This window comes from Pseudomonas sp. ML96, assembly GCF_000761545.1.
GTDB lineage: Bacteria > Pseudomonadota > Gammaproteobacteria > Pseudomonadales > Pseudomonadaceae > Aquipseudomonas.
Genome location: NZ_JPMY01000038.1, coordinates 62792 through 85912 on the forward strand (window position 1 = coordinate 62792; position 23121 = coordinate 85912).

The following is a 23121-nucleotide window of genomic DNA, read 5'->3' on the forward strand; positions in this document are numbered from 1 at the left end:
GGGTGAGTTCACCGCCCCGTCAGTCCCTCTCCAGGAAGATTTCGATGGAACATCGTGAAGCGCTGGTCGCCCTGCGGCAATTTCTCGCGACCCAGATCCTCGGCCAGGAAAAGCTCGTCGAGCGCCTGCTGATCGCCCTGCTCGCCGACGGCCATCTGCTGGTGGAGGGCGCGCCCGGCCTGGCCAAGACCAAGGCGATCAAGGAGCTGGCCGAGGGCATGGAGGCCGAGTTCCACCGCATCCAGTTCACCCCCGACCTGCTGCCCGCCGACATCACCGGCACCGAGATCTATCGCCCGGAGACCGGCAGCTTCGTGTTCCAGCAGGGGCCGATCTTCCACAACCTGGTGCTGGCCGACGAGATCAACCGCGCCCCGGCCAAGGTGCAGTCGGCGCTGCTCGAAGCCATGGCCGAGCGCCAGGTCAGTGTCGGTCGCTCGACCTACGAGCTGTCGCGCCTGTTCCTGGTCATGGCCACGCAGAACCCCATCGAGCAGGAAGGTACCTATCCCCTGCCCGAGGCCCAGCTCGACCGCTTCCTGATGCATGTGAAGATCGGTTTCCCAGATGCCAGCGTGGAACGCAAGATCCTCGCCCAGGCTCGCGGCGACGCGCTGAATGGCGAGGCCAAGCCGGAGCACCGGGTCAGCCAGCAGGCGATCTTCGCCGCCCGCCAGGAGATCCTCGGCCTGTACATGGCCGACGCCGTGGAGGAATACCTGGTGCAGCTGGTGATGGCCACCCGCACCCCGGCCAAGCATGACGCCGAGCTGGCCGAGTGGATCGCCTACGGCGCCAGCCCGCGCGGCACCATCGCCCTCGACCGCTGCGCCCGTGCCCACGCCTGGCTGGCCGGCCGCGACTTCGTCAGCCCGGAAGACATCCAGGCGGTGCTGTTCGACGTGCTGCGCCATCGCGTCATCCTGTCGTTCGAGGCGGAAGCCGCCGGCATCGACCAGGACCGCGTGGTGCAGCGCATCCTCGACGTGGTGGCGGTGGCCTGACGGCTACCGGCGAGCCCTTTCCATGCACGTGCAGCCGACCCCACCGGGCATCCGTGTCAGCCTCGCCGAGCTGATCGAGATGCGCCACCGCGTGCGCGAGGTGCAGCTGTTCTCCACCCCGGCCCGGCGTAGCCCGCTGATCGGCCTGCACCACTCCAAGCTGCGTGGGCGCGGCGTCGACTTCGACCAGGTACGTGTGTACCAGGCCGGCGACGACGTACGCACCATCGACTGGCGCGTCACCGCACGCACCCAGGAACCGCACACAAAGATGTTCCACGAGGAGCGCGAGCGGCCGATCTTCATCATGGTCGAGCAGAGCCGCCGGCTGTTCTTCGGCTCGGCCCTGCAATTCAAGTCGGTGCTCGCCGCCCAGGCCGCCAGCCTCTTTGGCTGGGCCGCACTGGCGCACAACGACCGCATCGGCGGCCTGGTGTTCGGCGACGCCGAGCACCACGAGATCAAACCGCGGCGCAGCAAGCAGAGCCTGCTGCAGCTGCTCAACCGCCTGACCCGCGCCAACCAGGCGCTGCACGCGGACGCCACCGGCGAGCGCGACAGCTTCGGCCTGGCCTTGCGCCGCGCCCGCGAGGTGCTGCGCCCGGGCAGCCTGGTGATCATCCTGTGCGACGAGCGCACGTTGAACGATTCCGCCGAGCAGCAGCTAAGCCTGCTGGCGCGGCACACCGACCTGATCCTGCTGCCGGTGTCCGATCCGCTCGACCACGAGCTGCCCAGCGCCGGCCTGCTGCGTTTCGTCGAGCGCGGCGCGCAGCTGGAGCTGGATACCCGTGGCGATGACCTGCGCGTGGCCTACGGCGGCCTGGCCGAACAGCGCCGCGCGCGCTGGCAGCGCCTGGCGCAGAAGCTCGGCGTGCCGCTGCTGGCACTGAGCACCGCGCAGGATCTGGTCGAGCAGCTGCGCGACCACCTCAGCGGCCCGCAGGCGGGCAAGCGCGCATGAACCCGCTCGACCAGCTGCAGCCGACCATCGCCCCGCCGCCAGTCTCCTGGTGGCCGCTGGCGCCCGGCTGGTGGGCGCTGCTGGTGCTGATCCCATTGTTGCTCTGGGGCCTGTGGTACCTGCGCCGCTATCTGCCGCGCCGCCAGCAGCAGGCGTTGCAGGCCGAACAGCCGCTCGACCCTCTACGCCAGGCCGCGCTCGCCGAGCTGGCGCGCCTGGTCCGCCCCTACGACGGCCAGCACGCCGGCCCCTGGCTGCAGCAGCTCAACGCCCTGCTCAAGCGCCTGGCCCGCGCCGACTACCCCACGGACAACAGCCACGTACTCAGCGGCCGCGCCTGGCTGGCCTTCCTCGACAGCCGCTGCCCGGCCGCCGGCCTGACCCGCTGGATGATCCTGGTGGAAGGTACCTACCGCAGCCACTGCAGCCTCGACGACAAGGCCATCAACGGCCTCAACCAGGCCGTCGATACCTGGATTCGCAAGCATGTTTGAGTTCGCCTGGCCGTGGATCATCCTGCTCGCGCCGCTGCCTTGGCTATTGCGCCTGCTGCTGCCGGCGGCGGACAGCGGCGAGGCGGCGCTCAAGGTCAGCTTCCTCAATGAACTGGAAGGCCTCAGCGGCCGCCGCGCCCGCGCCAACCTGCCGGCCTGGCGCCAGCAGGCGCCGTTCGTGCTGCTGTGGATGTTCCTGATCATCGCCGCCGCCCGCCCCGAGTGGGTCGGCGAGCCGCTGCCGCTGCCCACCAGTGGCCGCGACCTGCTGCTGGCGGTGGACGTGTCCGGCTCCATGGACCACGACGACATGCAGTGGGAAGGCGAAGACATCCCGCGCCTGGAGCTGGTGAAGAAGCTGTTCGGCGACTTCATCGAGGATCGCCGCGGCGACCGCATCGGTCTGATCCTGTTCGGCAGCCGCGCCTACCTGCAATCGCCGCTGACCTTCGACCGCCACACCGTGCGTACCTGGCTGGACGAGGCGCTGATCAACATCGCCGGGCCGCAGACCGCCATCGGCGATGCCATCGGTCTGGCGGTCAAACGCCTGCGCCAGCGCCCGGCCGACAGCCGCGTGCTGGTGCTGATCACCGACGGCGCCAACAACGGCGGCGAGATCGAACCCAAGGTCGCCGCACGCCTGGCCGCCGAGCAGCAGGTGAAGATCTACACCATCGGCATCGGCGCCGACCCGCAGCAGAGCGGCATCATGGGCATGCTCGGGCTCAACCCAGGCGTCGATCTGGACGAGCCGACGCTGATCGCCATCGCAGAGCAAACCGGCGGCAACTACTTCCGCGCCCGCACCAGCGAAGAGCTGCAGCAGATCGAAGAGACGCTCGACCGCCTGGAGCCAGCCGCCCAACTGCCGACCCGCGCACGCCCAGCTCAAGCCCTGTACCCCTGGCCGCTGGCCGCCGCGCTGCTGATCAGCCTGCTGCTGATCGCCCGCGAGCTGTGGCCGCAGCACTGGCAGGCGCTGCTCGCGCGCTTCGGAGGGCAGGCCTGATGGAGATGCTCTGGCCACACTGGCTGCGCCCCTTCTGGCTGCTCCTGCTGCCGCTGCTCGGCTGGCTGCTGTGGCAACTGTGGCACCGCGAGAAACGCAGCGGACGCTGGCAGTTGTTGCTGCCAGCCGCGTTCCAGGCGGTGCTGCTCTCCGGCGGGCGCACGCGCAGCAACAAACTGCCGTGGATCGCCCTCGGCCTGGCCTGGCTACTGGCCCTGCTGGCCCTGCTCGGCCCCAGCTGGCAGCGCCTGGAACAGGCCAGCCAGAAGCGCGCCGACCCGCTGGTGGTGCTGCTGGAGCTGACGCCGGCGATGCTCGCCACCGATGCCGCGCCCAACCGCCTGGAGCAGGCCAAACGCAAGCTGCTCGACCTGCTGCAGGCGCGCAGCGACGCACAGACCGCGATCATCGTCTTCGCCGGCAGCGCCCATACCCTGGTGCCGCTGTCCGACGATCTATCTACCGCGCGCAACCTGCTGGAAGCGGTCAAGCCGTCGATCATGCCCGAGCCCGGCCGCCGCGCCGACCTGGCGGTAGAACGCGCCCTGCAGCTGCTCGACCATGGCGCCCAAGGGCGCGGCCGCCTGCTGCTGATCGGCAGTGAGCTGGACGGCAGCGAGCGCGACGGCATCCGCCGCGCCCTCGGCAACCGCGGCGAGCGCCTGGCCCTGCTGGGGGTCGGCACCGCCCAGGGCGCACCGATTCGCGGTGAAGACGGCAGCCTGGTCAAGGGCGCCGACGGCGCCATCCTGGTGCCACGCCTGGACAGCGCCAGCCTGCGCAGCTTCATCGGCGAGCTGGGCGGCCGCTACCGCACGCTGCGCCTGGACGACAGCGACCTGCAGGGCCTCGACCTGCTCGACGGACCGGAGCAATTGCGCGACGGCACCGAACCGACCCAACTGGCGGCCTGGGCCGACCAGGGCCACTGGCTGTTGCTGCCACTGCTGCTGATCGCCGCCTGCGCTGGACGGCGTGGCTGGCTGTTCTGCCTGCCACTACTGCTGTGCCTGGCGCCGCAGCCCAGCTACGCCTTCGGCTGGGGCGACCTGTGGCTGCGCCCGGACCAGCAGGGCCAGCGCCTGCTACAGGCGGAAAAACCCAAGGAAGCGGCCGAGCACTTCCAGGACCCGCAATGGCAGGGCGAGGCGCTGTATCGCGCCGGTGACTATGCCGGCGCAGCCGAACGCTTCTCCAGGGTCGACAGCGCCATCGCCCACTACAACCGCGGCAACGCCCTGGCCAAGGGCAACGAGCTGGAGGCGGCAGTGGACGCCTACGAGCAGGCCCTGGAGCGCGACCCCGAACTGCAAGCCGCGCAGCAGAACAAGGCGCTGGTCGAGCAGCTGCTGCGTCAGCAGAAGGAACAGCAGCAACAGCAAGCGCAGCAGCAGGACCAGGGCCAGCAGCAAGAGCAGCAGAATCAGCAGAACCAGCAGCAGTCCGCTGCCGGCCAGCCGCAGCCGGACGACAAAGACACCGATAAGCAGCAGTCGCAGCAGACCCAGCAGCAGCAGGATGGCCAGCCGCAAGAGCCCAAGGACTCTGCGCAGCAACAGCAGCAAGGCCAGCAACAGGGCCAGCCCGAACCCGCGGACGCCACCCAGCAGCCCGGCGAACCCACGCAGGCCACCGCCCAGCCGCTGGATGGCGAACAGCGCGATGCGCTGGAACAATGGCTGCGGCAGATCCCCGACGATCCGGGCGAGCTGCTGCGGCGCAAATTCCTCTACGAACAACAGCAGCGTCAGGAACAACCCCGATGAATCGCCTGCTTTGCGCCCTCCTCCTCTGCCTGCTCGGCATGCAGGCCTGGGCCGCCGATTTCTCTGCCACCGTCGACCGTGCTCGTCTCAACGAGGGCGAGACCTTCGACCTGATCCTCGAATCCGACGATGCCACCGAGTTCGGCATGCCGGACCTGGAGCCGCTCAAGCAGCAGTTCGAGGTGATCAGCACCCGCCAGGAGAACCAGCTCTCGACCCTGGCTGGCAAGGCCCGATCCAGCACGCGCTGGATCATCACCCTGCTGCCACAGCAGACCGGCTTCGTGGTGGTGCCGCCGCTCAAGCTGGGCGCCGACCAGAGCCAGCCGATCACCTTGCAGGTGGTCAAGGGCGATACCGGCGGCAACGGCCAGCTGGCGCCGATCTTCATCGACGCCAGCCTGGACCAGGAGAGCGTCTACGTGCAGGCCCAGGTGGTGCTGACCCTGCGCATCTACCACTCGGTGTCGCTGTACGACGACAGCAGCCTGACGCCCCTGAGCATGCCCAACGCCCGCGTCGAGCAACTGGGCGACCCGCGTACCTTCGAGACCGACGTCAACGGCGTGCGCCACGGCGTGATCGAGCTGCGCTACGCGATCTTCCCGCAGCAGAGTGGCGAGCTGAGCATTCCCTCGCAGGAATTCAGTGCCACGCCGGCGATCCGCGACCGCGACTACAACCCGTTCGGTCCGCGTCCGGGCCGCCTGACCCGGGTGAAATCGCCGGCGATTCCGCTCACCGTCAAACCACGCCCCGCCAGCTGGCCGGCCGACGCGCCATGGCTGCCGGCACGCGAGCTGACCCTGACCGAGGCCTGGAACCCGGAGCCGAACAAGGCCCGCGTCGGCGACTCGCTGACCCGCAGCATCATGCTGCGCGCCCAGGGCCTGTCCAGCTCGCAGCTGCCGCCACTGCCGATCCAGGACAGCGCCGGCCTGCGCCGCTATCCGGACCAGCCGCAGCAGCGCAACGAGATCAACGACAAGGGCCTGATCGGCAGCCGCGAGGAGAGCGAGGCCCTGGTACCGAGCCAGAGCGGCCGCGTCGGCCTGCCGGAAGTCCAGGTGCTGTGGTGGAACACCGTGGAAGATCGCCTGGAAACCGCCAGCCTAGTGCCACGCACGCTGGAGGTAGCGAGCAACCCGAGCCTGGAGGTCGAGGCCCCGGTCGGCGGCCAGCCCGTCCTCGGCGAACAGAGCGGCGCGCTGCTCTGGCCCTGGCAGCTGGCCTGCACCATTCTCGCCCTGACCACCGTGCTGGGCTTCGGTCTGTGGTGGCATGCGCGGCGCCAGCCGGCGATCCTGCCCACCGCGCAGACCGGCCCCAGCCCGCGCACCCTGCTCGACGACCTCAAGCGTGCCTGCCTGGCCAACGACCCGCAGGCCACGCGCCAGGCGCTGGACGCCTGGGCGCGCCAGCAGCCGGAAACCCTGGCCGACATGGCAGCACGCTTCGCGCCGCTGTCCGACGCCATGGACGGCCTCAACGGCGCGCTATACAGCGAGACCGGCCACCAGTGGCAGGGCGAGAGCCTGTGGAAGGCCATTCGCAGCCTGCCGGCGCTGGAGGCCGCTGCCAACCCGCAGGAGCCCAGCCCGCTGCCGCCGCTGTACCCACGCTGACACCCTGACCCAGGACGGACGCCATGACTCTCAAGGAAGAACTCGCCGCCTTCTACCGGCGCTGCGGCTTCAGCGATACCGCCGACCGCCAGGCCTGCACGGTGCCGGTGTACACCGGCTGCCTGCTGGTGCCGCTGCCGAACATCGAGACGCGGCACATCTACCTGAAGTACCACGACCTGCACCACGTCGCGACCGGCTACAGCACCGGGCGCATCGGCGAGGGCGAGGTCAGTGCCTGGGAGCTGGGCACGGGGTCGATGTTCAATTCGCCGCTACTCGGCACCATGAACCTGATCGCCCTCTCCACCGGACTGGTGCTGGAGCCACGGCGTATGTGGCGCGCCTTCCGCCGTGGCTGTCGCAGCCGCAACCTGTACCCACTGAGCATGCGCGAGAAGATCGACGGCGAGCACTGGGCCGACCTGCCGGCACTACGCCAGGAGCTGCTGGAAAGCCGTCGCGATCCACTTCCCCTGCCCTTGCGCGCCGTCGAGTTCGGCGCCTACGCAGCAGTGGCCATGCTGATCCACGCGCTGATCGCCATCCCCGCCATGTGCACCCGCGTGGTCACCGACATCGGCCTGGGCTACAGCTTCATCCAGGCGATAAAGCCTGCCAAGCGCACCGACCTGTACTGATCCCAAGGAAGACCGACGATGAGCAACCTCACCACCGTGGAACTGAAGACCTTCGTGCCGGCCAAGGACTTCGCCCGCTCCAGGGACTTCTACCAGGCGCTCGGCTTCAACATGCCCTGGAGCGACGACAACATGGCCTACATGCACCACGGCAGCAGCAGCTTCATGCTGCAGAACTTCTATGTGCGCGAGCAGGCCGAGAACTTCGTCATGCACCTGCTGGTGGAGGATGTGGCGGCCTGGCATCGCCACCTGAGCGAGGCTGGCGTGGCCGAGCGCTTCGAGGTGCGCATGGGCGAGTTAGTGGACCAGCCGTGGGGCATGCGCGAGTTCGTGCTGTTCGACCCCAGCGGCGTGCTCTGGCATATCGCGCAGAACATCTGAGCCGCTACTGAGACACCGCCGTAGCCGCGCTACTCCGGCTGCGGCCCGATCGGGAAGAACTCGCCTGCGCTCCACACGCCGAGCCAGGTCTGGCCGTCGATTTCCCGCTCCACCGCCAGGTCCACCAGCTGGTAGAACACATTGCGATGCACCAGCGCCTCCAGGTTGCGCCGCACATGCAGATAGGGCGTAGGCTCCTGGCTCGCGGGGTCGATCTCGACCCGTAGCGGATGCTCGGCGCCCGCCTCGACTTCCTCGTCGACATTGGTTGTGAAGCGCAGCACCTGCGCCTCACCCTCGCCTTCCACCTGCAAAGTCACCGCCACGAACGGCGCGTCGTCGACGATGATGCCGACCTTCTCCACCGGGGTGATCAGGAAGTACTTGTCGTCGTCGCGACGGATGATGGTGGAGAACAGCTTGACCATCGGCTTGCGCCCGATCGGCGTGCCCAGGTAGTACCAGGTGCCGTCGCGGGCGATGCGCATGTCGATGTCGCCGCAGAAATCCGGGTTCCACAGGTGCACCGGCGGCAGGCCCTTGCCCTCGCCCTTGGGAATCTGTGCCAGCAGGTCGCCGGCCTTGCCCGGATCACTCATTGCTTCTGTTCTCCTCTGCCCGCCTCGAGTATGGCGGCTAGCGTGCGCTCACACCCAACAGGGTGCGGGCATATTGCTCGAAGGGCGCACGCAGCTGATCGATGGGCTGGTTATCGTAAAACGTCAGAAATCCGCCGTGATTGCGAATTCGCGCGGTATCCACCAGGTAACGAGTGCTGGTCTCGATCAGCATCAGCTGGATCACACCCGAGTCCACGCCGACGCGGTCCAGCGCCTCCTGGTCCTCCCACTCCTCCAGCGTGCCTATGCGGTCGTCGGCGTCGGCGAAGCGGGTGTACAGCAGGTAGTGGGCGCCGGCTATGCGCGCCTCGTTCATGGCCTCGTCCAGGCCCTCGGGCTTGCTCGCGCGGCGCACCAGGGGGAAGTATTCGACGAAGGCCTTGAAGGCCTCCTCGGCCACCACGTTGGGCCGCGGACGGGCATCACCCGGCGGCACGTAGTGGCCCTGGGCGATAAACACGAACGAGTCGGGCTGCAGGCGCCAGGAGGCGGAGCGGCGGGTATCGCTGCGGTCGAGCACACCGGCATCGCGCAAGTGGTACTCGGTACCGGCGGCCATGTCGCTGACCTTCATGCAGCCGCCGAGCGCACAGAGCGCCAGCAACAGGATCAAGCTACGCATTGGTTTCCTCCCTGCCGGTGACGGAAAACCGGCGGATAGAGAGACATAGCAGCTTCCGCGCCAACCTTGGCCACAGCGCAGCCTACAGGCCGCGCTGCCACTCCTGGCGCAGATGCGCGCTCTGCGGCCGCTCGATGGCCTGGCGCACCTGAGCCAGCAGGCGGGCCTTGTCCGCGCCGAGGTTACCCTTGAGCACCAGGTAGTTGGAGGCGTGGTCGCTACGGAACACCGTATCCTGCAGTTCAAGGCCCTGCAGCAGGCGCTCCACCTCGAGGAACAGCTGCTGCTGGCCGAGCGGCTGGAAGCCCTCGAAACCGGCGCGGAAACGCTCCTCGCCCGTGGGGAAGCTGACTACCAGGGTGGAGAGGAATTCCGGCTGTGCGGCGTTCATCAGGCGCGCCGAGTTGTCGGCATGCTGCTCGCTCAGCGAGGTGCCGCCTAGGCCGTTGAGGATCATCACCGAGCGGGTGATGCCGGCCTGGCCGAGCTTGCCCAGGGCGCTGAGGCTGGAATCAAAGGTCTCGCCCTTGTTGACCCGCGCCAGCACCTCGTCGTCACCCGACTCGCAGCCGACATAGGCCATCTTCAGCCCCGCGTCAGCCAGCTCCTTGAGCTCTTCCACCGACTTCTTGCGCAGGTTGCGCGGCAGGCAGTAGCTGGAGACCCGCTCCACCTCGGGCATGTGCTCGCGAATGGCAGTGAGGATATTCAACAGGCGTCGTGTCGGCAGCACCAGGGCGTCGCCGTCGGCGAGGAACACCCGCTGCACGATCAGGCGCTCGCCGGCGCGGCGGATCTCCTCCAGCACCTGCTCTTCATCGCGGGCGCGGAATTTCTTCTGCGGCTGGGTGTACATCTCGGGCGTAGTTACCCCCACTCACCCAAAAAAGCCAAACAACAAGCTGTATTTTATTGATTTATAACACTTATTTCTAGGATTCACTCTAGGATGAATGCCCGACCCAAGTCCTAGAATCTTCTCGCCATTTTTTTGGCTTCAAGGGACGCAACACTGCGTTCTAGCTCGGCATTTTGAGGGCTTCCAGCTCAGCGCCAATCCGATTGATAAGCTCTTGGTAACTCTCTTCGGAGTCCTTGATTAGGTAGGCAGAGATGAGGATGGTTGCTGGGTGCACATTGAGCACGCCGGCCAGTTGCTCAAGCTTCTCAATGGTTGCCCCCTTCAGTCCCCGCTCTAAGACGCTTAGATAGGTCCGACTGCTGATACCGGAGAAGTCCTCTTGGGTCACGCCCTGTTGCATACGAATCTGCTTAAGCGCTAGCCCGAATGCCGTATTCAGTTCCATTTGCCAACTCCGCAAAAGGAACGATAGAACCTCTATGAGTCCTATAGGGCTACAATCTATAGGACTCATTTTCAGGTGCAGATCCATGTTTATTACGTACCGTAGCGCTGAATTACACCTCCCAGGCCACGCTGGAACACAGCAGCATTGGAGACATGTTGAGCAGGAGATCGCCTGGCCATGGTTCTATCTGCAGATTGTCCGACGCATCCGTCGGACGGCCTACCAGAGCACGCTAATGCTTAACACCGCTCAGGACCTGCGAGACATCGTCGACTCGCAATCGAACCTTGCCTGGGTGGAGCAGGTGCAACTGGTAACCCCGCCTCATCTAAACGGTCAATCCAGGTGGTTGATGGAACCGCTAGAGGAGATCTGTGTGGTTAAAGATCGCCGAGATGGTGTCCCAGGCCACCTGTACAAGGTCGCTAACGGCGTCAGCTATTCAATGCACTGCTCAAATGACAGAGAGTCTTTGATCGAAACCGAAGTGGTGTTTTCAGCTGCAATGCTCCTTGGGCGCACTTGACCAAGCGCCCAAGGAGAGAATGATTGGATGCCTCCGCCGAAGGGATGGAGAAGCCTTATGTCAGATCCACTGGATGTGCACGTTCAATAGCATTTACTGCAATCCGCATCCACTTGGGCATCTTGCAGGCGAGAAGCTTAGCCAGCTCTTCCTTGCTGAGTTGATCAAGGATCTTGGAGCCCACCTCGAGAGTCAGGCCCTCTTTGCCAAGGTAGTAGAAGGCATTGAGCGCCATCCCAACCTTCGTTCCTGCATGCTTTAAGCGCTCAGGAGAAACATGCAGCAGGCGCACCCGCCCCTTACCTACACGAATCTCGCGGGACGCCCCACTTGTGTAATAGGTCGGCAATACCTGCATCTGGGTGCTCAGGCCAAACCTACGAACTGCCTCACAACCATGAGTTTCGATCGTCTCGCCTCTCGCCTTGGCGATCATCTTCATAACGGTCACCGCGTCCGGCCGAACAGCCCCAACGAATTGGACCTGCTTTGGCCGCATGTAAACTCCACGGATAACGCGCTCCAGCACCCCTGCGTTTACAAGGCGGGAAAGAACCTTATCGACAGCCGAACGGCTACCCTCGGAGGCAAAAAGGGTGCGCAAAAAAGGACGCCCCTTTGGCATGAATTTGACTCGACGCGAGATTTTTTCTGCGACAGACATGGCTGGTAGAAATCAGCTAGCTCTGGAGCTAAGAAAGATATAGCTGAACAACTCACGGCTCCAGCCTCGGCTAGACCGCAGCGGTGGCAAGCTCTCAATTTCGGCTCGAGATAGCCACTAGCATTCGTGCGTGATGTCGCAAATCTGTCGAGTGTGGAGCTGAAAGCTCCGATTACAGATTGACCTAGCTCTGCGGTCGGCTAATGTTGCGGCAGGTCCCTACGACCTTCCCTACGGCAAGGATGCCGTCGCCCCTTCGGGGGCCTCTATTTCTGATAGCCCCGCTTTTAGCGGGGCTTTTCATTCTTACGCTCGTTACCCAAGAGTCTCCAGTTGGACCTCAGTCAATCCAGGTCGAGGTGTTCCGTTACGTAGGCAACCAGCTTCAACGGCTCTGGGCTGTTGATGAGTGAAAACATCGAGCGGCGTTTACTCCTCGGCAGACGCTGAGCACATCGCTTTGCGGTGGCCACCACCGCTGAGTCAGTGCCATGAATTCTTGCTGAAAGCATAAGGGCCAAAGTTGCATCGGATAGGGTCACGGGGATCACATCAATCTAGTTTGAAGTAAGCATCTACGGACACCCGGTGCATGCCCCGACGCACGCCTTCAGAGGATCTCATTAAGGCGGTCAAGAGCCTGCACTGAGAGACTCCACACCGAGCTCATCCCACACTTCCTCGGCGAGATGGAACGTTGCGTTCGCGGCAGGAATACCGCAGTAGATGGCACTCTGCATCAGCACTTCTTTGATCTCATCGCGGGTCACACCGTTGTTCTTTGCAGCCCGCAGATGCAGCTTCAGCTCACCCTCTCGGTTCATACCGATGAGCATGGCAATGGTGATCAGGCTGCGGGTATTGCGTGGCAGGCCTGGGCGAGTCCAGATATCCCCCCACGCATGCCGGGTGATCATTTCCTGGAACTCTTCGTTGAACGGCGTGAGGTTTTGCAGGCTTCGATCTACGTGGGCATCACCCAGCACAGCTCGGCGAACCTGCATACCAGCGTCATAGCGTTGTTTCTCGTCCATTAGGTAATCCTCGCAGGCATTCTCAGGCAGTCAGGAAAGCCAGCACTCGCTGACTGAAGGCATCCCCGGCCTGCACGTTGGATAGATGGGCGGCATCAAATTCGGCTAGTTCGGCGCCGGCGATACGCGCCTGCATGAAGCGACCATCTTCAGTTGTGGTTACCGGGTCACCACTGCCACAGACGATCAGAGTCCGGGCGCGAATACCGCCGAGGTTCTCGCGGTAGTCTGCGTCACGCACAGCAGCGCAGTTCGCGGCATAACCGGCAGGAGAGGTCTGCGCCAGCATGCCAACGATAGGCTCCACCTTCGCCGGTTCGGCTTCAGCAAAATCTGCAGTGAACCAGCGCGAGATGGAGGCATTCCGCAGGTCACGCATGGCCTGTGCTCCACCGGACATAACCATGTCGATGCGCGGATTCCAAATCTCGGGAGTGCCGATTTTTGCCGCGGTGTTGCACAGCACCAGATTCTCGATGCGTTCAGGAGCGTTGATCGCGAGCCACTGGCCGATCAGGCCTCCCATGGACAAGCCACAGAAACTAGCTTTGGTGATACTAAGTGCGTCCAGTAATGCCAGCACGTCGCCGCCCAATTGCTCGATGCTATAGGGGCCGTCACTGACCGAGGACTTCCCATGACCCCGAGTGTCGTAGCGCAACACCTGGAAGTGCTGGGTAAAAGCCGGTATCTGCGCATCCCACATTTGCAGATCGGTCCCGAGGGAATTGGACAGCACCAGTACCGGCGCCCCCGCTGGGCCCTCCAGCGCGTAATTCAGTTCGCCACCGGCGAGTTGTACGGCAGGCATGCAAAGCTCCTAGCGCGAGATGTTCGAATGATCGGCAATGGCGCGTTCGACCCAGCGTCGCGCCTGTCCGAGGTAGTGTGCGGGGTCGAGCAGACGATCTAGCTCAGCACTGGAAAGCTGCGCACTGACTTCAGCGTTGCTATCCAGAACGACTCGTAGATGGACGCCCTCCTTCACCGCCTGGCGGCAGCATTGCTCTACCAGGTGATGGGAGGCATCGCGACCAATGCGCTGCGCCAGTGCGATGCTTACCGCCTCAGCCAGCACAAGGCCCTGCGTCAGATTGAGGTTCTCCCTCATGCGCTCAGCATCGACCTCTATGCTTGGCACAACCAACAGGGCCTGCTGCAGGGCTCCGGAAACCAAGCAGCAGAGCTCTGGCAGGGTTTCCCATTCTGCATGCCAAAGACCAAGGCTTCGCTCATGCTCTTGAGGCATGGCTGCCAGCATGGTCGATACCAGACCAGGGGCTCGCGTAGCGGCACTAATCAGGACGGCAGCGCTCACAGGGTTGCGCTTGTGAGGCATGGTGGAGGAACCGCCTTTACCAGGAGCTGAGGGCTCGAAGACTTCACCGGTTTCTGTCTGCATCAGCAGGCTGATATCGCGACCTAGTTTGCCCAGGCTTCCGGCAATCAACCCGAGCAAGCCGCCGAGCTCGACCAGACGATCCCGCTGCGTATGCCAAGGCTGCTCAGGTAGCTGTAGCTTCAGTTCCAAGGCAAGCGCTTCGCTCACCGGCCAAGCCATATCACCCAATGCAGCCAGGCTGCCGGAGGCACCACCAAACTGCAGGCACAGCAGACGTGGCTTCAGCTCGATCAGGCGCTGACGATGACGCGACACTGCCCCGAGCACTCCCGCCAACTTCATTCCCAGGGTCACTGGCGTCGCATGCTGCAGCCAAGTCCGCCCAGCCAGGGGCGTTTCAGCGTAACGTTCAGCTTGTAATGCCAGTGCATCCGCCAATGAGGCCAGATCGGTTTCCAGCAGCGCTATCGCATTGCGCAACTGCAGCACCAACCCCGTGTCCATCACATCCTGACTGGTAGCGCCGAGATGCACAAAACGCTCTGCCTCTGTGCTCTGCGCTGCCACCTGCTGGCCTAGTGCTTTAACCAGAGGTATCGCTGAGTTGCCGGCGCTGACAATCGCCTGAGCCAGCGCGTCAAAGTCATAGTTTTCTGCGATGCAAGCCGCGGCGATCGGTGCTACGGCTTCTGATGGAATCAAGCCGACCCGGGCCTCCGCACGGGCCAGCGCTAGCTCAAAGTCCAGCATGCCCTGCACCCGGCCGCGATCGCAGAAAACTGCTCGCATGTTCGCCTGAGTGAAGTAGGCATCGAAGAGTTGGTTGCTTGGGCTGTTCAAGCCGGTGCTCCGATATTCTGGAAGGTAAGTCGTTGTATCGCAGTCGCCCTTCACGAGCCAGCGCTTGCAACAGCGGACTCACATGCTGATTAGGTTTCCGAGCCCCAGATGCCAGTATGTAAATCCGCTGTTGCAAGCGTCCCGAGCCAAGCGCAGTGCGCTCAGCCCGGGCGATGATCAGACCCGCTCGACTGCCAGGGCTAGACCCTGGCCGACCCCAACACACATGGTTGCCAAACCATATTGGCCACCCGTTTTCTCAAGGTGGTGTATAGCGGTCAGCACCAGGCGGTTACCACTCATTCCTAGCGGGTGGCCGAGAGCAATGGCACCACCGTTCGGGTTGATTCGAGCATCGTCATCGGCGATCCCCAATTCCCGGGTGACTGCCAGAGCCTGAGCGGCAAAAGCCTCATTCAGCTCGATCACATCAAAGTCCAAGATATCCAAGCTCAAGCGCTCCAGTAGCTTGCGCACAGCTGGAACCGGGCCCACTCCCATTACTCGAGGCAGCACACCGCCGCTAGCCATACCAAGGACTTTGGCACGAGGCTTAAGTCCATATTTCTGCACGGCAGCAGCAGACGCCAAGATCATCGCCGAAGCACCGTCATTGAGCCCCGAGGCGTTGCCAGCAGTTACTGTTTTATCTGGGCCATTCACCGGCTTGAGCTTGGCCAGGCCCTCGATGTTGGTGTCCGCCCGAGGATGCTCGTCGGTGTTGAAAACGATCTCGCCCTTCTTGGACTTAATCACCACCGGGACGATTTCCTCTGCGTAATAACCACTTTCCTGAGCCGCTGCGGCAAGTCGCTGACTGCGCAGTGCGAAAGCGTCCTGATCGGCTCGGCTGACACCATAGTCCTCGGCGACGTTGTCGCCCGTGACTGGCATTGGATCAACACCGTATTGATCCTTCATCGCTGGATTGATGAAGCGCCACCCGAGAGTAGTGTCTTCCAGCTTCTGACCGCGACCGAATGCGCTGTCGGCCTTCCCCATTACATATGGGGCTCTGGTCATCGACTCCACACCGGCAGCGATGACCAGCTCCATTTCACCTGAGGCGATCGCACGGAAGGCTGCACCTACCGCCTCCATGCCCGAGGCACAGAGGCGATTGAGCGTCACTCCCGGCACAGTTTCCGGTAGTCCCGCGAGCAGAGCGGCCATACGCGCGACATTGCGGTTGTCCTCACCAGACTGGTTGGCACAGCCCATGAAGACTTCGTCTACGGCATGCCAACTCACCTGGGGATTACGCTCGATGAGAGCCTTTAGCGGCACCGCCGCCAAATCATCAGCACGTACGGCAGACAGGCCACCGTTGAGGCGGCCAATTGGAGTGCGTACTGCATCGCAGATGAAGACTTCGCGACTCATTCATCGCTCCCCTTCTGCCCATGGGCAGCAGCAGTGCGCGCTTCCAAGTCGCGCAGAGCAACGAGCTCCTCGGCCTTTGGTGCCTCGGTAGTAGTCACCACATCAGCGAAGCGGATCTGCCAGCCTGTATTCTCGATCACCTGCTCGCGGGTCACGCCCGGGTGCAAGGAGGTGACGATGAATTCGTTGGTGCCAGCCTCCGGTTCCATAATGCATAGGTCGGTGATGATGGCTACCGGCCCTGCTCCGGGGAGCCCCAGGCGCTTGCGATGATCGCCCCCTTCGCCGAATCCGACGGAAGTAACAAAGGCCAGCTTCTCGACAAAGGTACGGTGACCCTGCTTCAGGATGATCAGAACCTGCTTGGCCGAGCCAGCGATCTCAGGTGCACCGCCGGCGCCAGGCAAGCGAACCTTGGGCTGCTGGTAGTCGCCGATCACCGTGGTATTGATGTTGCCGTACTTGTCGACCTGGGCTGCGCCGAGGAAGCCGACGTCGATGCGCCCGCCCTGGAGCCAGTAACGGAAAATCTCCCCGGTAGGCACCACGGTGTCGGCGGTCTCGGCCAACTCCCCGTCGCCGATCGACAGCGGCAGTACGCTCGGCTTGGCGCCGATCGGGCCGGATTCGTAGATCAGCACCACTTCCGGTGCATGAGTTAGGCGAGCCAGGTTAGCCGCCTTGGACGGCAGGCCAATGCCGACAAAACAGACGCTACCGTTACCGAGACGACGTGCTGCAGCCACAGTCATCATTTCGTTGGTGTTGAAGTCGGTCATTGCTGTGTCTCCCCGTTCAGCTTCGCCTGGTACTGCGCAAAATCCTCTGTGCCGCGGATGTACTCATCGATCCAAGCAATGAAGGTTTCACGGTCACGGGCGATCGGATCCCACGCTTGGTAGAACCGATTGTCACGTTCGTAGTAGCCATGGGCGTAAGAAGGATGGGCTCCACGGGGAACCACGCATACGGCACTGATTGCCCAGGTCGGCAGTACGCAGGCATTCATCGGGGCCTGCAGATCATCAACAAGCTCTTCTACGGTGACGATGCAGCGTTTAGCTGCCAGAGCAGCCTCTTTCTGCACACCGAGGATGCCTTGGATCAGCACGTTGCCTTTACGGTCGGCTTTTTGTGCGTGGACAACAGTGACGTCCGGGCGAACCGACGGCACAGCAGCCAACTGCTCCCCTGTAAATGGGCATTGGATAAACCGGATTCGCGGATTGACGTTCACCAGGTCGGAACCCTGATAGCCGCGCAGTACCGCGAACGGCAGTCCGGACGCCCCCGCCACATAGGCGTTAGCCATAGCGGCATGGCTGTGCTCTTCGATCTGCAAAGGATGAGGCCAGCCCTTTTCTACCGCATCGCGCAGGCGGTGCAGCGAACCCACTCCGGGATTTCCGCCCCAGGAGAAGGTCAATTTACGCGCGCAGCCGGCACCAATCAGCAGGTCATAGACAAGGTCGGGGGTCATGCGCACCAGGTGCAGGTCTTTCTTATTCTGCCGAATGAGCTCATGGGCTGCAGCAGTAGGAATCAGATGGGTAAAACCTTCGAGGGCGACAGTGTCGCCGTCGTGGACGAAGCGTTCGACGGCTTCGCGAAGGGAGAGAATTTCAGCCATGGCGGGTCTCGATTGTCAGCTAGGCGTGGCGGCACGCCGGGTGAAGGAAAAGTACCTGTCACGCATATCGCTAACAATCCGATAATCGACTAACAGTTCGATTATCGAACACTAGAATTTCAGCAGACCAAAACGACAACGCCCGGCTAAACCGGGCGCTGTGGCGAACACACTAGATCATGTAGCGTCCGAGTGACTCACCAAGCCCTTCAATACCACCGCCGTTGTCGCAATGGCGGCAGGCACTACCAGAGCAGTCAGCACTTGCTCAAAGTTCCAACCCATCCCCAAGAGGGTGGCCCCCATCCAGGCACCCAGGATGGCCCCGAAACGGCCGATGCCGAGCATCCAAGAAACCCCAGTGGCACGCCCCTGAGTCGGATAAAAGCGCGCGGCCAACGAAGGCATTGCCGATTGCGCGCCGTTTACACACATGCCGGCCAACAACACGAGGGTAGCCAGGAGCGCTACCTGGTCGAGGCTTTGCCCAACGAAGTAGGCAAAAACTCCTGCGAAGAGGTAGAAGACGCCGATGACCTTGTGCGGGTTGTAGCGGTCCATGGCCCAGCCAACTGCTACTGCACTGAGCACACCACCAAACTGGAACAGCGCCCCGATGAACGCTGCCTGCTCCATGCTCGCACCGCTATCGCGCATCAAGGTCGGGAGCCAACTCGTCAGCAAATAGACGATCACCAAGCCCATGAAGTAGGTCAGCCACAGCAACAGAGTGCCGGCGCTGTACGCACCAGAGAAAACGACTTTAAGAACGTTACGGCTCTGGATGGTTTTTTGCTCTGGGACACTGAACGCATGAACACTCTTAAGCACGTCAGGCGCTATGGGTGAGAGCACTTTATGCACCCGCTCGGCACCTCGACCGCGGACCACCAGGTAACGCGCTGACTCTGGTAGGTATACCAACAGCACCAATGCAAGGATCAGAGGTAGAACGCCACCAAGAACCAGCAGGCTGTGCCAGCCCATAGCGGGTATCAGCTTGGCAGATACAAACCCGCCACAGGCCATGCCCAGATTGAAGCCACAAAACATGCTGGTCACGAGCAGAGACTTGAGGCGCTCCGGCGTGTACTCCGACAGCAGAGTGGTGGCATTTGGCATCGCAGCCCCCAGTCCTAGACCTGTCAGAAGGCGAAAGACGAGCAGTTGCTCAACGTTGCTACTGAAGGCCGAGAGCAGGCTGAAAAGGCCGAACAAGAAAACTGCAACGACCAACACGACCTTGCGCCCGAACCTGTCAGCTAATGGGCCTGAGCCTAGAGCGCCAAACACCATACCAATCAGCGCTGCGCTCATGACCGGGCCAAGGCTTGCGCGATCGATACCCCAGTCCTGACTCAAAGCTGGGGCAATGAACCCCATGGCTGCTGTGTCGAGCCCATCAAGGAAGACGATCAGAAAGCACAGCAGGACAATGCGCCATTGGTAACGAGACAACGGCTGAGTGTTGATGAAGGACTGCACGTCCATGGTGGCAGTCGGCAGCGAGGCCGGAGTATTCAAGGCAGTCATGGGAATCTCTTGTTGTTGGATAAGCCAGCGAGCCGGACAGGCCTCTACTGAACTCCCCGCAAACTATGCGCCCCACCAACGCCGAACAAGCCGATAATCGAATCAGCGTTCGTTAATCGACCAGCTTCAGCCGCAAATCTCCACTAGTGGAACAGGCGGGTACCCAGCTCTTTGCTTGCCTCAAGCAGCACCGGCAAAAACTTCCTTTCCAGCTCCTGGCGAGACGTCCTGCTGACATGGGTCCCCACATTGAGCGCCGCAAGGACCTGACCCGCAGAGTCTCGCAGCGGCACGGCTACTGAACGCAACCCCATCTCCAGCTCCTGATCGATGATCACCCAGCCCTGCTGGCGAATTTCAGCGATGTTGGCGCGAAGAGCCTCAGCAGTGTGCAAAGTACGACTGGTCTTAACCTGCAGGTCGGCTGTCTCCAGATACTCCTCTAGGGCCGGATCGTCTAGGCCGGCGAGAAGGATTCGGCCCATGGAGGTGCAGTACGCCGGCAGGCGGCTGCCAACGCTAAGGTCGACCGAAATCAGGCGCTGTGGTGTGGCGGAGCGAGCGATGTAGAGAATCTCGCTCCCTTCCAACGTCGCCATCGAGCAAGCCTCATGCAACTGCTCGCTAATGCGATCAAGGATTGGCTGGGCCGTGACAGCCAGAGGCGTCGATGACAGATATGCGTGTCCCAGGGTCAACACCTTGGGGAGTAGCGAGTACGTGCGCCCATCGGTGGTGGCGTACCCCAACTTGATCAAGGTATGCAGACAACGCCGCACAGCCGCTCGTGGAATCTCTGTGCGATGGCTGATCTGCGCGATAGTCAGTTGTCGCTTCCGCTCCTGGAAAGCATGGATAACTGCTAAGCCACGAGCCAATGACGTCATGAAGTTAGGGTCGCCGGTTAAGGCGTCTATGCGCTTGGCGGGCGATGCAACGATGGGCGGAGCCAACGTTTGGAGTGGCTGGCGTGAGTCATCGCTCATGTCGTGATTTCCTATCGCAGCAGCAAATTATGTCCGATTATCGAACCATAGTTCGATAATCGCAATTGATCATTAACCATGCGCCGCTTACCGTGACAGTGCTGCTGCGCCCCAGCGGTTTACGCCACTGGTCAGGTGCTGGGGCGCACAGCGTCTAGCTTTCTCACCCCACCAACTACGTGCGTCAGGTGCCGGTTTCAGTGCAGGGCTGGAAGCTCCACAACCTGCAACTGCCGTAATCGACTCAAGGTGCGAGAAAAGTCCACCGAGTTGCCGCCCTCAGCCAAATGCTCCAGCGCTACTCGCGAGTACAGATGCAGCTGCAGTCGGCGGTCATATGCAATGTCGATGAAGTTGAGAAAACGCTGACTGACGTCTTGCGGGTAGTTGCCGAGACAATCCAAGCCGGTGACAGCAATACGCGGGTAGTGCTCGATCAACCACAGGTAGTCGGCTGCCGAGCGCGGCGTGGCGAACAGCTCAGCAAAATCCAACCAGGCACCACATTCATCGTGGGCATGAATGTGCAGCGGATGGTGATTGACCTCCAAAACCTGGTCGAACGCCGCATCGCCGGCCAGCCCAAGTTGCCGAGGTAGCTGCTCAGCAATCTCCCCAGGCTCCGGCCAATAGAAGCGCCCCCATGCCTCCAGCGCAGTGCTTCGCAGGCGGTAGTCCTCGCCACCTTCCACCGAAAGAATCGTGAAGCGCTTTTCGATCAGAGCTATAGCCGGCTTGAAGCGCTCGCGATATAGCGGATTCGGGCACAGCTTGTCGGGGCTGTAGTTGGAGGTACAGACCAGGCCTACGCCCTCCTCCTCCAATACCTTGAGCAGGCGCCCGAGCAACATGGCATCACCAATATCGTGAACATGAAACTCGTCGAAGCACAGCAATTGCGTCCGCTCGGCAATTTCTCGAGCCACACGTGCCAATGGGTCTGCTTGGCCATTGAAGGCCAGCATGCGTACCTGAAGCTCCTGCAAGAAGGCGTGGAAGTGCACACGGCGCTTCCCTTCCACCGGCGCAGCAGCGAAGAACGCATCCATCACAAAGCTCTTCCCGCGGCCTACTCCGCCCCAGAGATAAACACCTGCAGGGCGTCGCTTAAACCAACTATTACGCCCTTCTAGGCGCTCCCCTAACCATCCACCCAACTGCTCGATGGCGGCCAACTGCGCGGCATCAGCTCGGTAGCCACGGGCATCCAGCAAGTCCTCGAAGTGGCGGCGGACACGCTGAGCAACCGGCTCTGTATTCGAGCCGGTTTCGAATGCATTTGGCTTAGAAGTCAAAGAAGACGGTTTCCCCTTCTCCCTGAATGCGAATATCAAAGCGATAAGCCAACTTGCCCTCTACCTCGCAGCGCTTGGCGACCAGGGTTTCACGGCGCTGCGGTTGCTCAATCAGATTAAGCACTGGATCGAGCTTGTTGGCTTCAGCCTCATCTTCGAAATAGATGCGCGTGTGCAGGTGGACATTGATACCACGGGCGAACAGCGAGACGTTGATATGTGGCGCCATCGGCACACCGGCAGCATTCTTCACCACACCAGGTTTGACCGTCTTCAGCGTCCATTCACCAGCGTCGAAGGTCGTGGCGGTACGACCAAAGCTGTTGAAGGATTTTTCCACATCAAAGGCACTGTCGTAGACACCCTCATGGTTGGCCTGCCAGACCTCCAGGAAGGAGTCGCGCACCAGATGGTCGTTCCCGTCGAAGACGTTACCAAGCAGCAGAATGTGCTCACCAGGAGCGCTTGGTTTCGCTAGCTCGCTCCAGATCTCCTGGGGGCGCGGCGGATTGCCGGCGGCCTCCAGAGCCAGACCGATATGCACGTAAGGGCCAGCGGTCTGCGAAGGGGTTTCAGGCAGAAGTTGAACAGGCATATCCGGAGTCCTCAGCGGTTCTCGAAGTGAGTCTTGCGCTGGCCGCGCAGCACGATATCGAAGCGGTAGGCCAGGCAATCCATAGGGTTGGCCATACCCATGTCGAGCTTGGCGATCAGCGTCTGCACCGCGTCCGGGTTGGCGATCGACTTGACGATGGGACACATCGGAATGAGTGGATCCCCTTCGAAATACAGCTGGGTGATCAGTTTGGTGGAGATAGACGGACCGCTGATAGAGAAGTGGATATGTGCTGGTCGCCAGTCGTTTGGCCCGTTACGCCATGGATACGGACCAGGCTTGATGGTGCGGAACATGTAGTTACCGTCAGCATCGGTCAACGCCCGGCCAACGCCCCCAAAGTTTGGGTCAAGTGGAGCCAGGTAGCGGTCGTTCTTGTGGCGGTAGCGGCCGCCGGCATTTGCCTGCCACATCTCTACCAAGGTATGCGGGATCGGCTTGCCGTACTGATCCATCACCCTGCCGGCGACGATGATGCGCTCACCAATCGGCAGGCTGCCGGTATTGAAATTAAGCAGCAGATCATTGTCATGCTCGCCCATCTTCAGGTGCGAGAAGTCCGGTCCGGTGCTTTCAGATACTGACTGAGGGATGCTCACCAGCGCCTGTCGAGGCGATCGGGCAATGGAGGTCTTATAGTCGGGAGTCAGAGCTTTGGGGTGCCAATTGCGGTCACGAATGACGAAACGGCTACTGTCCTGTTCGGACATGGCGGTCTCCTGTTGTTGGAGTTATAGGAGCCTGCAGAGCATCAGGCATGTGCGCCGCAGTTTCCGCCAGCTGATCACTATTGAATATTGAAAAGGAGCCACACATCCATAACCAAATGG

The 23121-nt window shown here is 62.3% G+C and carries 23 protein-coding genes and 1 pseudogene; 8 read left to right on the forward strand and 16 right to left on the reverse strand.

The window, feature by feature from the left end; all coding sequences use genetic code 11:
• Nucleotides 1-44 precede the first annotated feature (44 nt).
• From IP89_RS18820 to IP89_RS18855, 8 genes are read left to right on the forward strand one after another with little or no spacing between them, the layout of a single operon-like run.
• Complete coding sequence (locus IP89_RS18820) at nt 45-1004, forward strand: MoxR family ATPase (protein WP_043311209.1); 960 nt, start codon at nt 45-47, stop codon at nt 1002-1004.
• A 22-nt stretch (nt 1005-1026) separates the two neighbouring features.
• A complete protein-coding gene (locus IP89_RS18825; RefSeq protein WP_043311210.1) occupies nt 1027-1968 on the forward strand; it encodes a DUF58 domain-containing protein in 942 nt (313 codons plus the stop codon).
• Nucleotides 1965-2462 (forward strand): DUF4381 domain-containing protein, encoded by a 498-nt coding sequence (locus tag IP89_RS18830; RefSeq protein ID WP_043311211.1) that lies wholly within the window; start codon nt 1965-1967, stop codon nt 2460-2462. The genes IP89_RS18825 and IP89_RS18830 overlap by 4 nt, the downstream gene beginning before the upstream one ends.
• Entirely contained in the window at nt 2455-3474 is a 1020-nt protein-coding gene (locus IP89_RS18835) for a VWA domain-containing protein (RefSeq protein WP_043311212.1), read from the forward strand. Before IP89_RS18830 ends, IP89_RS18835 begins: the two co-directional genes overlap by 8 nt.
• Nucleotides 3474-5240 carry a VWA domain-containing protein gene (locus tag IP89_RS18840; RefSeq protein WP_043311215.1) on the forward strand — a complete coding sequence of 589 codons (1767 nt, stop codon included), beginning with the start codon at nt 3474-3476 and terminating at the stop codon, nt 5238-5240. The genes IP89_RS18835 and IP89_RS18840 overlap by 1 nt, the downstream gene beginning before the upstream one ends.
• Entirely contained in the window at nt 5237-6865 is a 1629-nt protein-coding gene (locus IP89_RS18845; RefSeq protein WP_043311216.1) for a BatD family protein, read from the forward strand. Before IP89_RS18840 ends, IP89_RS18845 begins: the two co-directional genes overlap by 4 nt.
• A gap of 23 nt (nt 6866-6888) precedes the next feature.
• Nucleotides 6889-7506 (forward strand): hypothetical protein, encoded by a 618-nt coding sequence (locus IP89_RS18850; protein WP_052081136.1) that lies wholly within the window; start codon nt 6889-6891, stop codon nt 7504-7506.
• An 18-nt stretch (nt 7507-7524) separates the two neighbouring features.
• Complete coding sequence (locus tag IP89_RS18855; protein WP_043311217.1) at nt 7525-7890, forward strand: VOC family protein; 366 nt, start codon at nt 7525-7527, stop codon at nt 7888-7890.
• Nucleotides 7891-7919: 29 nt separating this feature from the next.
• Here IP89_RS18855 and IP89_RS18860 read toward each other — a convergent pair whose 3' ends face one another.
• The 16 genes and pseudogenes from IP89_RS18860 to pcaH all read right to left on the reverse strand — a co-directional run bounded on the left by IP89_RS18860 (nt 7920) and on the right by pcaH (nt 23001).
• Nucleotides 7920-8489 carry a DUF1285 domain-containing protein gene (locus IP89_RS18860; protein WP_043311218.1) on the reverse strand — a complete coding sequence of 190 codons (570 nt, stop codon included), beginning with the start codon at nt 8487-8489 and terminating at the stop codon, nt 7920-7922.
• Nucleotides 8490-8526: 37 nt separating this feature from the next.
• A complete protein-coding gene (locus IP89_RS18865) occupies nt 8527-9132 on the reverse strand; it encodes a DUF4823 domain-containing protein (protein ID WP_043311219.1) in 606 nt (201 codons plus the stop codon).
• Between the two features lie 82 nt (nt 9133-9214).
• A pseudogene (locus IP89_RS18870) lies at nt 9215-9991 on the reverse strand (radical SAM protein); the annotation flags it as partial.
• 160 nt (nt 9992-10151) lie between these two features.
• On the reverse strand, nt 10152-10439 hold the full coding sequence (locus IP89_RS18875) for a helix-turn-helix domain-containing protein (protein ID WP_043311221.1): 288 nt from the start codon (nt 10437-10439) through the stop codon (nt 10152-10154).
• 584 nt (nt 10440-11023) lie between these two features.
• Nucleotides 11024-11632: a DUF6088 family protein gene (locus IP89_RS18885; RefSeq protein WP_043311223.1), complete on the reverse strand. Its 609-nt coding sequence runs from the start codon at nt 11630-11632 to the stop codon at nt 11024-11026.
• A 632-nt stretch (nt 11633-12264) separates the two neighbouring features.
• A complete protein-coding gene (gene pcaC / locus IP89_RS18890) occupies nt 12265-12666 on the reverse strand; it encodes a 4-carboxymuconolactone decarboxylase (protein ID WP_043311224.1) in 402 nt (133 codons plus the stop codon).
• A 22-nt stretch (nt 12667-12688) separates the two neighbouring features.
• Entirely contained in the window at nt 12689-13477 is a 789-nt protein-coding gene (gene pcaD / locus IP89_RS18895) for a 3-oxoadipate enol-lactonase (protein WP_043311225.1), read from the reverse strand.
• A gap of 9 nt (nt 13478-13486) precedes the next feature.
• Nucleotides 13487-14848, reverse strand: coding sequence for a 3-carboxy-cis,cis-muconate cycloisomerase (locus IP89_RS18900; RefSeq protein WP_043311226.1), 1362 nt, complete (start codon nt 14846-14848; stop codon nt 13487-13489).
• 177 nt (nt 14849-15025) lie between these two features.
• Nucleotides 15026-16231 carry a 3-oxoadipyl-CoA thiolase gene (gene pcaF / locus IP89_RS18905; protein WP_043311227.1) on the reverse strand — a complete coding sequence of 402 codons (1206 nt, stop codon included), beginning with the start codon at nt 16229-16231 and terminating at the stop codon, nt 15026-15028.
• The gene (locus IP89_RS18910) at nt 16228-17010 is read right to left on the reverse strand and encodes a CoA-transferase subunit beta (protein WP_043311228.1); all 783 of its coding nucleotides are present in this window, start codon (nt 17008-17010) and stop codon (nt 16228-16230) included. The genes pcaF and IP89_RS18910 overlap by 4 nt, the downstream gene beginning before the upstream one ends.
• Complete coding sequence (locus IP89_RS18915; RefSeq protein WP_043311229.1) at nt 17007-17861, reverse strand: CoA transferase subunit A; 855 nt, start codon at nt 17859-17861, stop codon at nt 17007-17009. Before IP89_RS18915 ends, IP89_RS18910 begins: the two co-directional genes overlap by 4 nt.
• 177 nt (nt 17862-18038) lie before the next feature.
• Nucleotides 18039-19394 carry an MFS transporter gene (locus IP89_RS18920; RefSeq protein WP_052081137.1) on the reverse strand — a complete coding sequence of 452 codons (1356 nt, stop codon included), beginning with the start codon at nt 19392-19394 and terminating at the stop codon, nt 18039-18041.
• A gap of 143 nt (nt 19395-19537) precedes the next feature.
• Nucleotides 19538-20380 (reverse strand): IclR family transcriptional regulator, encoded by an 843-nt coding sequence (locus IP89_RS18925; protein WP_043311230.1) that lies wholly within the window; start codon nt 20378-20380, stop codon nt 19538-19540.
• Nucleotides 20381-20577: 197 nt separating this feature from the next.
• Nucleotides 20578-21675: a cell division protein ZapE gene (zapE, locus tag IP89_RS18930; RefSeq protein ID WP_052081138.1), complete on the reverse strand. Its 1098-nt coding sequence runs from the start codon at nt 21673-21675 to the stop codon at nt 20578-20580.
• Entirely contained in the window at nt 21665-22270 is a 606-nt protein-coding gene (pcaG, locus tag IP89_RS18935) for a protocatechuate 3,4-dioxygenase subunit alpha (RefSeq protein ID WP_043311232.1), read from the reverse strand. Before pcaG ends, zapE begins: the two co-directional genes overlap by 11 nt.
• A gap of 11 nt (nt 22271-22281) precedes the next feature.
• A complete protein-coding gene (gene pcaH, locus IP89_RS18940) occupies nt 22282-23001 on the reverse strand; it encodes a protocatechuate 3,4-dioxygenase subunit beta (RefSeq protein ID WP_043311233.1) in 720 nt (239 codons plus the stop codon).
• Nucleotides 23002-23121 lie beyond the last annotated feature (120 nt).

Excerpts from the sequence above, each read along its gene's own strand:
- IP89_RS18820 (WP_043311209.1), top strand. The coding sequence starts at position 45 with ATGGAACATCGTGAAGCGCTGGTCGCCCTGCGGCAATTTCTCGCGACC.
- IP89_RS18825 (WP_043311210.1), top strand. The coding sequence starts at position 1,027 with ATGCACGTGCAGCCGACCCCACCGGGCATCCGTGTCAGCCTCGCCGAG.
- IP89_RS18830 (WP_043311211.1), top strand. The coding sequence starts at position 1,965 with ATGAACCCGCTCGACCAGCTGCAGCCGACCATCGCCCCGCCGCCAGTC.
- IP89_RS18835 (WP_043311212.1), top strand. The coding sequence starts at position 2,455 with ATGTTTGAGTTCGCCTGGCCGTGGATCATCCTGCTCGCGCCGCTGCCT.
- IP89_RS18840 (WP_043311215.1), top strand. The coding sequence starts at position 3,474 with ATGGAGATGCTCTGGCCACACTGGCTGCGCCCCTTCTGGCTGCTCCTG.
- IP89_RS18845 (WP_043311216.1), top strand. The coding sequence starts at position 5,237 with ATGAATCGCCTGCTTTGCGCCCTCCTCCTCTGCCTGCTCGGCATGCAG.
- IP89_RS18850 (WP_052081136.1), top strand. The coding sequence starts at position 6,889 with ATGACTCTCAAGGAAGAACTCGCCGCCTTCTACCGGCGCTGCGGCTTC.
- IP89_RS18855 (WP_043311217.1), top strand. The coding sequence starts at position 7,525 with ATGAGCAACCTCACCACCGTGGAACTGAAGACCTTCGTGCCGGCCAAG.
- IP89_RS18860 (WP_043311218.1), bottom strand. The coding sequence starts at position 8,489 with ATGAGTGATCCGGGCAAGGCCGGCGACCTGCTGGCACAGATTCCCAAG.
- IP89_RS18865 (WP_043311219.1), bottom strand. The coding sequence starts at position 9,132 with ATGCGTAGCTTGATCCTGTTGCTGGCGCTCTGTGCGCTCGGCGGCTGC.
- IP89_RS18875 (WP_043311221.1), bottom strand. The coding sequence starts at position 10,439 with ATGGAACTGAATACGGCATTCGGGCTAGCGCTTAAGCAGATTCGTATG.
- IP89_RS18885 (WP_043311223.1), bottom strand. The coding sequence starts at position 11,632 with ATGTCTGTCGCAGAAAAAATCTCGCGTCGAGTCAAATTCATGCCAAAG.
- pcaC (WP_043311224.1), bottom strand. The coding sequence starts at position 12,666 with ATGGACGAGAAACAACGCTATGACGCTGGTATGCAGGTTCGCCGAGCT.
- pcaD (WP_043311225.1), bottom strand. The coding sequence starts at position 13,477 with ATGCCTGCCGTACAACTCGCCGGTGGCGAACTGAATTACGCGCTGGAG.
- pcaF (WP_043311227.1), bottom strand. The coding sequence starts at position 16,231 with ATGAGTCGCGAAGTCTTCATCTGCGATGCAGTACGCACTCCAATTGGC.
- IP89_RS18910 (WP_043311228.1), bottom strand. The coding sequence starts at position 17,010 with ATGACCGACTTCAACACCAACGAAATGATGACTGTGGCTGCAGCACGT.
- IP89_RS18915 (WP_043311229.1), bottom strand. The coding sequence starts at position 17,861 with ATGGCTGAAATTCTCTCCCTTCGCGAAGCCGTCGAACGCTTCGTCCAC.
- IP89_RS18920 (WP_052081137.1), bottom strand. The coding sequence starts at position 19,394 with ATGACTGCCTTGAATACTCCGGCCTCGCTGCCGACTGCCACCATGGAC.
- IP89_RS18925 (WP_043311230.1), bottom strand. The coding sequence starts at position 20,380 with ATGAGCGATGACTCACGCCAGCCACTCCAAACGTTGGCTCCGCCCATC.
- pcaG (WP_043311232.1), bottom strand. The coding sequence starts at position 22,270 with ATGCCTGTTCAACTTCTGCCTGAAACCCCTTCGCAGACCGCTGGCCCT.
- pcaH (WP_043311233.1), bottom strand. The coding sequence starts at position 23,001 with ATGTCCGAACAGGACAGTAGCCGTTTCGTCATTCGTGACCGCAATTGG.